The organism is Aquabacterium sp. T101 (assembly GCF_057219775.1).
Window position 1 is genome coordinate 165,738 of sequence record NZ_JBXVVZ010000006.1, and the last position, 11,227, is coordinate 176,964.

An 11,227-nucleotide genomic window follows, 5' to 3' on the forward strand; every position below is an offset into this window, starting at 1 on the left:
CGCCGGCGCCGGAGACCGGCCGAAAAACCAGGAGACGACGATGTCCGCATTGCCCCAATCCGACGCCGACCGCGGCGACACCGACCATCAGGAAACCCGCGAGTGGCTCGACGCCCTCGCCGCGGTGATCGAAGCCGAAGGCAAGGATCGCGCGCATTTCCTGCTCGACCACCTGCTCGAGGAAGCGCGCCAGCACGGGGTGGACCGGCCGTTCTCGGCCAACACGGGCTACGTCAACACCATCGAGCCCGCCGACGAGGCCAAGAGCCCCGGCAACCTCGAACTCGAAGGCCGCCTGCGCGCCTACATGCGCTGGAACGCGATGGCGATGGTGGTCAAGGCCAACCGCCTCAACCCGGAAGACGGCGGCGACCTCGGCGGCCACATCAGCTCGTTCGCATCGCTCGCGCACATGTTCGCCGCGGGCTTCAACCACTTCTGGCACGCCGACAGCCCGGAGCATGGCGGCGACCTGCTCTACATCCAGGGCCACAGCGCGCCCGGCATCTACGCCCGCGCCTTCCTCGAGGGCCGCATCACCGAGGAGCAGATGCTCAACTTCCGCCAGGAAGTGGGCGGCAAGGGCCTGTCGAGCTATCCGCACCCGAAGCTGATGCCCGAGTTCTGGCAGTTCCCCACGGTGAGCATGGGCCTGGGCCCGCTGATGGCGATCTACCAGGCGCGCTTCCTGAAGTACCTGCACGCGCGCGGCATCGCCGACACGGCCAAGCGCAAGGTGTGGGTCTTCTGCGGCGACGGCGAGATGGACGAGCCCGAGAGCCTGGGCGCGATCGGCCTGGCCGCCCGCGAGAAGCTCGACAACCTGGTGTTCGTCGTCAACTGCAACCTGCAGCGCCTGGACGGCCCGGTGCGCGGCAACGGCAAGATCATCCAGGAGCTCGAAGGCGAGTTCCGCGGCGCGGGCTGGAACGTCCTCAAGCTGATCTGGGGCAGCAACTGGGACGGCCTGCTGGCGCGCGACAAGGACGGCGCGCTGCGCAAGATCATGATGGACACGCTGGACGGCGACTACCAGGCCTTCAAGGCCAACGACGGCGCCTTCGTCCGCAAGAACTTCTTCGGCCGCGACCCGCGCACGCTGGAGATGGTGTCCAAGATGAGCGACGACGACATCTGGGCCCTGCGCCGCGGCGGCCATGACGCCGCCAAGGTGTACGCCGCCTTCCACGCCGCCAACGGCCACCAGGGCCAGCCCACCGTGCTGCTGGTCAAGACGGTCAAGGGCTGGGGCATGGGCGGTGCCGGCGAAGGCAAGAACACCGCGCACCAGACCAAGAAGCTCACGGACGACGACATCCGCTACATCCGCGACCGCTTCAACATCCCGATCCCCGACCACGACCTGCCGAAGATCCCGTTCTACAAGCCGGCCGACGACACGCCCGAGATGAAGTACCTGCACGAGCGCCGCAAGGCCCTCGGCGGCTACCTGCCCAAGCGGCGCCCGAAGGCGGAAGAGTCGTTCACCGTGCCGCCGCTGGACACCTTCAAGGCCGTGCTCGAGCCCACGGCCGAGGGCCGCGAGATCAGCACGACGCAGGCCTACGTGCGCTTCCTCACCCAGTTGCTGCGCGACAAGGAAGTGGGCCCGCGCGTGGTGCCGATCCTGGTCGACGAGGCACGCACCTTCGGCATGGAAGGCCTGTTCCGCCAGATCGGCATCTACAACCCCGAGGGGCAGAAGTACACGCCGGTCGACAAGGACCAGGTCATGTACTACAAGGAGGACAAGGCCGGCCAGATCCTGCAGGAAGGCATCAACGAGGCCGGTGGCATGGCGAGCTGGATCGCCGCGGCGACGTCGTACTCGACGAACAACCGCATCATGATCCCGTTCTACATCTACTACTCGATGTTCGGGTTCCAGCGCATCGGCGACCTGGCCTGGGCCGCCGGCGACATGCAGGCGCGCGGCTTCCTGCTCGGCGGCACCTCCGGCCGCACCACGCTCAATGGCGAGGGCCTGCAGCACGAGGACGGCCACAGCCACATCCTGGCCGGCACGATCCCCAACTGCATCAGCTACGACCCGACCTTCGCGCACGAGGTGGGCGTGATCCTGCACCACGGCCTCAAGCGCATGGTGGAAAAGCAGGAGAACGTCTTCTTCTACCTGACGCTGCTCAACGAGAACTACGCGATGCCCGGCCTGAAGACCGGCACCGAGGAGCAGATCCTCAAGGGCATGTACCTGCTGCAGGAAGGCGCCAAGAAGACGCCGCGCGTGAACCTGCTGGGCAGCGGCACCATCCTGCGCGAGAGCATGGCTGCCAAGGAACTGCTCGAGAAGGAATGGGGCGTGGCCGCCAACGTGTGGAGCTGCCCGAGCTTCAACGAACTGGCGCGCGACGGCCAGGACTGCGAGCGCTGGAACCTGCTGCACCCGCAGGCCGAGCCGCGCGTGCCCTTCGTCGCGCAGCAGCTCGACAAGCACCACGGCCCGGTGATCGCGTCCACCGACTACATGAAGAACTACGCCGAGCAGATCCGCGCCTTCGTGCCCAAGGGCCGCACCTACAAGGTGCTGGGCACCGACGGCTTCGGGCGCAGCGACTTCCGCAACCGCCTGCGCGAGCACTTCGAGATCAACCGGCACTACATCGTGGTCGCCGCGCTCAAGGCGCTGGCCGAGGAGGGCACGCTGCCCGCCACCAAGGTGGGCGAGGCGATCAAGAAGTACGGCATCGACGCCGACAAGACCAACCCGCTGTACGCATAAGCACCACAGGAACGGAGACAAGCAACATGGCGTTGGTCGAAGTCAAGGTCCCGGACATCGGCGACTTCAGCGAGGTCGCGGTGATCGAGCTGCTGGTCAAGCCCGGCGACACGGTGGCCGCGGAACAGAGCCTGATCACGGTGGAAAGCGACAAGGCGTCGATGGAGATCCCCTCGTCGGCCGCCGGCGTCGTGAAGGAACTGAAGGTCAAGCTCGGCGACAAGGTCAAGGAAGGCTCGGTGGTGCTGCTGCTGGAGGCCGCCGGCGCGGCCGCTGCGGCGCCTGCACCGGCGGCCGCGGCACCCGCGCCCGCGGCCGCGCCTGCGGCACCGGCGCCCGCCGTGGCACCCGCCGCCGCGGGCGGCGCGGCCGTCGAGGTGCGCGTGCCCGACATCGGCGACTTCAAGGACGTCGCGGTGATCGAGGTCTTCGTCAAGCCCGGCGACACCGTCAAGGTGGAGCAGTCGCTGATCACGGTCGAGAGCGACAAGGCGTCGATGGAGATCCCGGCGTCGCACGCGGGCGTGGTGAAGGAGGTCAAGGTCAAGGTCGGCGACAAGGTCAACCAGGGCTCGCTGGTGGTGCTGCTCCAGGGCGCCGGCGCCCCGGCGGCCGCGCCCGCGGCGGCACCCGTCGCGGCCGCATCCCCGGCGGCAACCGCGCCGGTGGCAGCAGCTGCGCCGGCCGCAGCGGCCAGCGCGCCGATGCCCGCACACGAGCCCACCGCCGCCGCCGGCAAGCTGCCGCACGCGTCGCCGTCGATCCGGCGCTTCGCGCGCGAGCTGGGCGTGCCGCTGGCCGAGGTGCAGGGCACCGGCCCCAAGGGACGCATCACGCAGGGCGACCTCGAGGCCTTCGTCAAGGGCGTCATGGCCGGCAGCGTGCAGACCGCCGCGCAGAAGGCCAAGGCCCCGGCACCCGCGCCGGCTGCCGCCGGTGGCGGCATCCCCGGCCTGCTGCCCTGGCCGCAGGTGGACTTCACCAAGTTCGGTCCGGTCGAGCGCAAGGACCTGTCGCGCATCAAGAAGATCAGCGGCGCCAACCTGCATCGCAACTGGGTGATGATCCCGCACGTCACCAACAACGACGAGGCCGACATCACCGAGCTGGAGGCGTTCCGCGTCCAGACCAACAAGGACAACGAGAAGAGCGGCGTCAAGGTCACGATGCTGGCCTTCGTGATCAAGGCGGTGGTCTCGGCGCTGAAGAAGTTCCCCGAGTTCAACGCCAGCCTCGACGGCGACCAGCTCGTCTACAAGCAGTACTTCCATATCGGCTTCGCCGCCGACACGCCCAACGGGCTGGTGGTGCCGGTGCTGCGCGACGCCGACCGCAAGGGCATCCTGCAGATCAGCCAGGAGATGGGCGACCTGGCCAAGAAGGCGCGCGACGGCAAGCTCGGCCCGGCCGACATGACCGGCGGCTGCTTCTCGATCAGCTCGCTGGGCGGCATCGGCGGCACGCACTTCACGCCGATCATCAACGCGCCGGAAGTCGCCATCCTCGGCCTGTCCAAGAGCTTCCAGAAGCCGGTTTGGGACGGCCAGGCCTTCGTGCCGCGCCTGACCCTGCCGCTGTCGCTGTCGTACGACCACCGCGTCATCGACGGCGCTTCGGCGGCGCGCTTCAACGCCTACGTGGGACAGCTGCTGGCCGACTTCCGCCGCGTGCTGCTCTGAGCCGCGCCACGCCATGACCACCGTCTGCGTGGTGCGCCGCGGCGCCCAGCTGGCCATCGCCGCCGACAGCCTGGTGACCTTCGGGGACACCCGGCTGCCGCACGGCTACGAGTCCAACGACAAGCTGTTCAAGGTGGGTGACTCCTACTTCGGCATGTCGGGCACCACCGCGCATTTCCCGGTGCTGCGCAAGGCGCTGGCGGCGCTGCCCAAGGGCGAGCTGCGCCTGGGCTCGCGCGACGAGGTGTTCGACACCTTCCTCAAGCTGCATCCCAAGCTCAAGGAGCAGTTCTTCCTGAACACCAAGGAAGACGACGCCGACCCCTACGAGAGCAGCCAGTTCACGGTGCTCATCGCCAACCCGCGCGGCCTGTTCGGCGTGTACTCGTACCGCGAGGTGTTCGAGTTCGACCGCTTCTGGGCCATCGGCTCAGGACGCGCGTTCGCGCTCGGGGCCATGCACGCGGCCTGGTCGCGCGCGCGCAGCGCCGGCGAGCTGGCACGCATCGGCGTGTCGGCCGGCTGCGAATTCGACAAGAACTCGGCCGCGCCCGTGCGGCTGCACACGATCAAACTCAAGAGGTGACGCGCATGGCCGCGATCGAAGTCAAGGTTCCCGATATCGGCGATTTCAAGGACGTCGCGGTGATCGAGCTGCTGGTCAAGCCGGGCGACACCGTCAAGGCCGAGCAGTCGCTGATCACCGTGGAAAGCGACAAGGCCTCGATGGAGATCCCGTCGTCACACGCGGGCGTGGTCAAGTCGCTCAAGTTGGCCATCGGCGACAAGGTCAACCAGGGCACGCCGATCCTGGTGCTCGAGTCCGAAGGCGCCGCGGCGCCTGCACCGGCACCGGCGCCCGCACCGGCACCCGCCGCCAAGGCGGCTCCCGCCGCCGCGGTCGCGCCGCAGGCGGCCACCCATGCCGGCGGCGCCGACCTGGAGTGCGACCTGCTCGTGCTCGGCGCCGGCCCCGGCGGCTACTCGGCCGCCTTCCGCGCCGCCGACCTCGGCATGAAGACCGTGCTGGTGGAGCGCTTCCCCACGCTCGGCGGCGTGTGCCTGAACGTGGGCTGCATCCCGAGCAAGGCGCTGCTGCACGTGGCCGCGGTGATGGACGAGGTGAAGCACTTCGGCGACCTCGGCGTCGAGTTCGCCGCACCCAAGGTGGACCTGGCCAAGCTGCTGGCGCACAAGAACAAGGTGGTGGGCAAGCTCACCGGCGGCCTGGCCGCGATGGCCAAGATGCGCAAGGTGACGGTGGTGCAGGGCACGGGCGAGTTCGCCGACCCGCATCACCTCAAGGTGACCGGTGCCGACGGCAAGGTGCAGGTGATCCGCTTCGGCCAGGCCATCATCGCGGCCGGCTCCGAGGCGGTGAAGCTGCCCTTCCTGCCGCAGGACGACCGCATCGTCACCAGCACCGGCGCGCTGCAGCTGCGCCAGAAGCCCGAGCGCATGCTCGTCATCGGCGGCGGCATCATCGGCCTGGAGATGGGCACCGTCTACAGCACGCTCGGCGCGAAGCTCGACGTGGTGGAGATGCTCGACGGCCTGATGCAGGGCGCCGACCGCGACCTGGTCAAGGTGTGGCAGAAGATGAACGCGCACCGCTTCGACAAGCTGATGCTCAAGACCAAGACCACCGGCGCCGAGGCCACCAAGGACGGCATCCGCGTGATGTTCGAGGGCCTCGACGGCACGAAGAGCGAGGGCCTGTACGACCTGGTGCTGCAGGCCGTGGGCCGCGTGCCCAACGGCAAGCGTATCGGTGCGGACAAGGCCGGCGTCGTCGTCGGCGAGCGCGGCTTCATCCCGGTGGACGTGCAGATGCGCACCAACGTGCCGCACATCTTCGCCATCGGCGACATCGTCGGCCAGCCGATGCTGGCGCACAAGGCGGTGCACGAGGCGCATGTGGCCGCCGAGGTGGCCGCGGGCGACGCCAAGGCGCAGTTCGACGCGCGGGTGATCCCGAGCGTGGCCTACACCGACCCCGAGGTGGCCTGGGTGGGCCTCACCGAGGACGAGGCCAAGGCCAAGGGCATCAAGGTGAAGAAGGGCCTGTTCCCCTGGACGGCGTCGGGCCGCGCCATCGCCAACGGCCGCGACGAGGGCTTCACCAAGCTGCTGTTCGACGACTCGCCCGAGGCGCATGGCCACGGCCGCATCCTCGGCGGCGGCATCGTCGGCACGCATGCCGGCGACATGATCGGCGAGGTGGCCCTGGCCATCGAGATGGGCGCCGACGCGGTGGACATCGGCAAGACGATCCATCCGCACCCGACGCTGGGCGAGAGCATCGGCATGGCGGCCGAGGTGGCGCACGGCTCGTGCACCGACCTGCCGCCGCAGCGGCGCTAGTGCGGGGCGGCGCCGGCCCGGCGGCCGGCGCGACGCAGGCTTTGGATCAGCGCGGCGCCGCGGGCGCCTGTTGCACCAGGCGCTGGGCGCGGGCGTCGAGCTCGCTGCGCGACGTGGTGGTGAGCGCGTCGTAGGCCAGCACCGGGCAGCGCGTGGGCGCGTCCTCGGCGGCGCTCCAGCCCGCGGGCTGCTCGATGCCGGTGGTTTCCATGCGCGTCAGGCCCAGTTGCGTGCTCAGGCGCTGCATCGCGGCCAGCGAGCGGGCCTGCGCGATGCGCAGGTCGGCCTCGGCGTTGGCATAGGCGCGCTTCGCGGTGAACAGCTCGTTTTCCGCATTGAGCAGGTCCAGCAGGCTGCGCTGACCGATGTCGAACTGCTGGCGATAGGCGTCGCGCGCCTTCTCGATGGCCAGCACGTTGCGGTCGAGCTGCTCCACCTGCTCGGCGAACTTGCGCGTGTCGTTGAACGCAATGGCGGCCACCTGGCGCGTGTCGCGGCAGGCCTTGTCGCGCAGGTCGGCGCCCTGGCTCACCGTGTCGGCGGCCTGGCGGATGCGCGCCTTGTCGCCGCCGCCGTTGTAGAGGTTCCACGACAGCACCACCTCGGCGCTGGTGTCGCGCTTCTGGTCGGGCACACCGTCGAAGTTGCGGCCGGCGCCCGCGCGCAGGCGCGCTTCCACGCGCGGCTGCCAGGCGCCGCCTTCGCGGGCCCGCGCGGTGGCGCGGGCAGCGCGCAGGCTCTCGATCGCGGCGCTGACGGCCGGGCTCGCCTGCACCGCCAGGTTGACGGCTTCGCCGGCGCTGGCCGGCAGGCCGGCCACGGCGGCGGCCGGCTTGGGCAGGCGCGCCGGCGGCAGCTCGCCGACGATGCGGGCGTAGCGCGCCGTCACGTCGTGCAGGTTCGCGGTCTCGGTGGTGAGGTTGCTCTCGGCCAGCGCCAGGCGCGCATTGGCCTGCTCCAGGTCGACGCCGCGGCCGACGCCGGCGCGCACGCGGCTGCCGATCTGCGTGGCGGCGTACTTGTGCTGCACGTAGTTGTCCTCGGCCAGCGCCACCAGGGCGCGCTGGCGCACCACGTCGTGGTGCGCGCGCACGGCCTCCAGCGCGGTGCTCTCGGTGGCGTCGAGGAACTCGAACCAGCGCGCGCGCTGCTCGTGGCTGCTGCGCTCGATGTCGTTGCGGATCACGCTGGCGTCCCACAGCACCTGGGTCACCGACAGCGAGGCACCGCTGCGCGACAGGCTCTGGCCTTCGGGCGTGCGGGTGGTGATGCGGTCTTCGGTGCGGCCGGCGGACGCTTCCAGGTCCACCTTGGGCAGCAGGCCCGAGCGCGAGATGTCGATCCCGGCGGAAGCGGCGCGCACGGCGTTCAGGCGCGCGCTGACTTCCGGGTTGGCCGCGATGGCCTTCTGTGCCGCGGCGCGCAGGGGGTCCGCGGCGGCGGGGGCCGGCGTCTGCGCCTGCGCCTGGGCGTGGCAGGCCAGCATCGCGGCCATGGCGAGCACAGAGATCCGAATCGATTGCATCGAGACTTCCTTGCCGCCGGTGCAGGGAGCCCGGCGTCCTGGGTTGTGAGAATTTGTAGCCAGCGGAGTTTAGGTTCCGGTCGCCTGCGGCAACCGCCCCCCTGGCGGAGCGGCGGCAGTATTCCACGGCAACTTGTCCGCTGCGGCAACGATTTGCATGCCGCCGCTCCACCCGGCCGCGCCCGGGTCGAAGAGGGATGCAGGGGGCTCGCGCGCGCGGGCTTCCGCCTGCCCAGCCCCTGCCCGACACTGCCCCTTCGTGCGAACGGCATTGCTCCTGCCCCGCCTCCCGCTGCCCGGCCTGCCCGGGCGGTGGGTGACGCTTGCGCGTCGTGCCTGGGGCTGGCGCGGCGCCCTGGGCGTCGCCGCGGCGCTGGTCATCGCGCTGGTCACCTCGGCCACGGCGCTGGACATGGCGCGGATGCAGCGCGCCGCCGAGCGGCTGGGGCCGCGCGCGGTGGCCGCGGTGGTGCCGCTGGAGCAGATGCTGGCCCAGGCCGCGGCCCTCGACGACGAGGGCCAGCTCGCCGCGGTGAACGGCTTCTTCAACCGCCGCATCGTGTTCCGCGACGACGCGCAGGCCTGGGGCCAGGTCGACCATTGGGCCAGCCCGCTCGAGGCGCTGGACAAAGGCTTCGGCGACTGCGAGGACTACGCCATCGCCAAGTACTTCAGCCTGGTGGCGCTGGGCATGCCGGTGCAGCGGCTGCGGCTGGTGTACGTGCGGGCCCAGGTCGGCGCGGACAGCCAGGCGCACATGGTGCTGGCGTACTACGCGCAGCCCGGCGCCGAACCGCTGATCCTGGACAACCTGGTCACCAGCGTGCGCCCGGCGTCGCGCCGGCCCGACCTGACCCCGGTGTTCAGCTTCAACGGCGAGGGGCTCTGGCAGGGCGTGGGTTCGCAGAGCGCGGGCGATCCGCAGGCGCGGCTGTCGCGCTGGCGCGAGGTGCAGGCCAAGGCCCGCGCCGAAGGCTTCTTCTGAAACGATGACGACGCAAGGTATGGTGATGCCATGACTCTGATGCGACAGATCGGTTGGCTGCTGGTGGCCGTGGTACTGCTGGCGCTGGCAGGCGCGGTGGGCGTCAACGTCCACGCCGCGCGCGACACGCTGGCCGCGCAGCTGCGCGTGAAGAACGCGGACAACGCGCAGAGCCTGGCGCTGGCGCTGTCGCAGCAGCGCGGCGACCCGGCCCTGATGGAGTTGCTGCTCGCGGCCCAGTTCGACACCGGCTTCTACCGCCAGGTGCGGCTGGTGGCGGCCGACGGCCAGGTGGCCTTCGAGCGGCGCGCCGACGTGAAGACGGCCCAGGCGCCGACGTGGTTCGCCGCGTTGCTGCCCATCGAGTCGGTGCCGGGCGTGGCGCAGGTCAGCGACGGCTGGCGCGCGCTGGGCCGCGTGGAGGTGGTGAGCCATGCCGCCTATGCGCACGACGAGCTGTGGCGCGGCACATTGCGCTCGACGCTGTGGATGCTGCTGGTGGGCGGCCTGTCGATGGCGCTGGCCGCCGCTGGCGTGCGCCGCATCCGCCAGCCGCTGGACGCCACGGTGGAACAGGCCAATGCCCTGGTCGAGGGCCGCTACCTCGCCGTGCAGGAGCCGCGCGTGCCGGAGCTGCAGCGCGTGGCGCGCGCGATGAACTCGATGGTCGAGCGCGTGCGCCGCCTGTTCGAGGCCCAGGCCGCCCAGGTGGAATCGCTGCGCCGCGAAGCGCACGAGGACCGCGTGACCGCGCTGCCGCACCGGGCGCACTTCATCGAACGCCTGACGAGCCTGCTGGGCGACGACGGCGGCAGCGCCAGCGGCAGCCTGCTGCTGGTGCGCGTGGCCGACGTGGCCGACCTGAACCGCGTCATAGGGCACCAGGCCACCGACCGCGCGCTGCGCGCGGTGGCCGACGTGCTGCGCGCCTGGCCGGCCGAAGGCGTGCTGGCCGGGCGGCTCAACGGGTCCGACTTCGCGCTGGCGCTGCCGGGCCGGGCCCAGGCGGCCGACGCCGCGCCGCAGCTGGCGCAGGCGCTGGAGCGCGCGCTGTACACGCATGGCGCCGCGCTGTCGGCCCATGTCGGCGCGGTGGACTGGCACCACGTCGGCCCCGCCGGCACCCTGCTCGCAAGGGCCGATCTGGCCCTGGCGCATGCCGAGCGGGGCCCGGCCTTCAGTGCCCACGCCGAGCAGGAGGGCGAGGCCATGGCGCAAGCCGAGGGCGAGGAGCGCTGGCACCGGGGTCTCAGCGAGGCGCTGCGTGCCAGCCGCATGCACCTCGTGGAGTACCCGGTGGTCAACGCGCATGGCGAGCTGGTGCACCTGGAGTGCCCATTGCGCGTGCAGCTCGAAGCCGACGGCCCGTTCGAGCCGGCCGCGCGCTGGCTGCCGCTGGCCGCGCGCAGCCGCCTGCTGCCGGCGCTGGACCTGGCCGCCGTGCGGCTGGCGCTGGCCGCGACGCAGTCCGACGGGCGCCCGCGGGCCGTGAACCTGGCGCTGGCCTCGCTGGCCGACGGCGGGTTCGCGGTGCAGCTGCGCAACCTGCTCGAAGGCGCGCCGCAGGCCGCCAAGCAGCTCTGGCTGGAGGTGGGCGAGGGCGCGGCACGCGCCCACTGGGACCTGCTGCACGCCTTCGGCCACCTCGTGCGGCCGCTGGGCGTGCGCTTCGGGCTCGAGCATGCGGGCCACGAGCTGTACCGGTCGCCGCGCCTGTACGAGCTGGGGCTGGACTACGTCAGGCTCGACGCGGCCCTGGTGCGCAAGGCGTCCACTGACGACGCGGTGCGCCGCTTCGTCACCGGCAGCGTCACGCTGCTTCACGCGTTGCCGCTGGCCGTGTGCGCCGAGGGCGTGGACAACGCCGACGACGCGCAGGCCCTGTGGGCCTGCGGCGTCGATCAGATCACGGGGCCCTGGGCGAAGGCCTGAGC

Annotated in this window: 7 protein-coding genes; 6 read left to right on the forward strand and 1 reads right to left on the reverse strand. The window is 71.0% G+C overall.

Annotation, left to right across the window (positions count from 1 at the left end):
• Positions 1 to 40 precede the first annotated feature (40 nt).
• Genes aceE through lpdA form a run of 4 tightly spaced genes read left to right on the forward strand, consistent with a single transcriptional unit; the run spans position 41 to position 6,783 of the window.
• Complete coding sequence (aceE, locus tag AC2EAQ_RS15350) at positions 41 to 2,740, forward strand: pyruvate dehydrogenase (acetyl-transferring), homodimeric type (RefSeq protein WP_484645214.1); 2,700 nt, start codon at positions 41 to 43, stop codon at positions 2,738 to 2,740.
• A gap of 26 nt (positions 2,741 to 2,766) precedes the next feature.
• Entirely contained in the window at positions 2,767 to 4,419 is a 1,653-nt protein-coding gene (gene aceF / locus AC2EAQ_RS15355) for a dihydrolipoyllysine-residue acetyltransferase (RefSeq protein WP_484645215.1), read from the forward strand.
• A gap of 13 nt (positions 4,420 to 4,432) precedes the next feature.
• Positions 4,433 to 5,005 (forward strand): Ntn hydrolase family protein, encoded by a 573-nt coding sequence (locus AC2EAQ_RS15360; protein WP_484645216.1) that lies wholly within the window; start codon positions 4,433 to 4,435, stop codon positions 5,003 to 5,005.
• Positions 5,006 to 5,010: 5 nt separating this feature from the next.
• Complete coding sequence (gene lpdA / locus AC2EAQ_RS15365; RefSeq protein ID WP_484645217.1) at positions 5,011 to 6,783, forward strand: dihydrolipoyl dehydrogenase; 1,773 nt, start codon at positions 5,011 to 5,013, stop codon at positions 6,781 to 6,783.
• Positions 6,784 to 6,829: 46 nt separating this feature from the next.
• Here the strand turns inward: lpdA and AC2EAQ_RS15370 are convergent, their stop codons facing one another.
• Positions 6,830 to 8,308, reverse strand: a complete 1,479-nt coding sequence (locus tag AC2EAQ_RS15370; protein WP_484645218.1) for a TolC family outer membrane protein — start codon at positions 8,306 to 8,308, stop codon at positions 6,830 to 6,832.
• Between the two features lie 316 nt (positions 8,309 to 8,624).
• Here AC2EAQ_RS15370 and AC2EAQ_RS15375 point away from each other — a divergent pair, with 316 nt between their 5' ends.
• A complete protein-coding gene (locus tag AC2EAQ_RS15375) occupies positions 8,625 to 9,293 on the forward strand; it encodes a transglutaminase-like cysteine peptidase (RefSeq protein WP_484645219.1) in 669 nt (222 codons plus the stop codon).
• A gap of 39 nt (positions 9,294 to 9,332) precedes the next feature.
• Positions 9,333 to 11,225 (forward strand): bifunctional diguanylate cyclase/phosphodiesterase, encoded by a 1,893-nt coding sequence (locus AC2EAQ_RS15380; RefSeq protein WP_484645220.1) that lies wholly within the window; start codon positions 9,333 to 9,335, stop codon positions 11,223 to 11,225.
• The last annotated feature ends 2 nt before the right edge of the window (positions 11,226 to 11,227 follow it).

Excerpts from the sequence above, each read along its gene's own strand:
- aceE (WP_484645214.1), top strand. The coding sequence starts at position 41 with ATGTCCGCATTGCCCCAATCCGACGCCGACCGCGGCGACACCGACCAT.
- aceF (WP_484645215.1), top strand. The coding sequence starts at position 2,767 with ATGGCGTTGGTCGAAGTCAAGGTCCCGGACATCGGCGACTTCAGCGAG.
- AC2EAQ_RS15360 (WP_484645216.1), top strand. The coding sequence starts at position 4,433 with ATGACCACCGTCTGCGTGGTGCGCCGCGGCGCCCAGCTGGCCATCGCC.
- lpdA (WP_484645217.1), top strand. The coding sequence starts at position 5,011 with ATGGCCGCGATCGAAGTCAAGGTTCCCGATATCGGCGATTTCAAGGAC.
- AC2EAQ_RS15370 (WP_484645218.1), bottom strand. The coding sequence starts at position 8,308 with ATGCAATCGATTCGGATCTCTGTGCTCGCCATGGCCGCGATGCTGGCC.
- AC2EAQ_RS15380 (WP_484645220.1), top strand. The coding sequence starts at position 9,333 with ATGCGACAGATCGGTTGGCTGCTGGTGGCCGTGGTACTGCTGGCGCTG.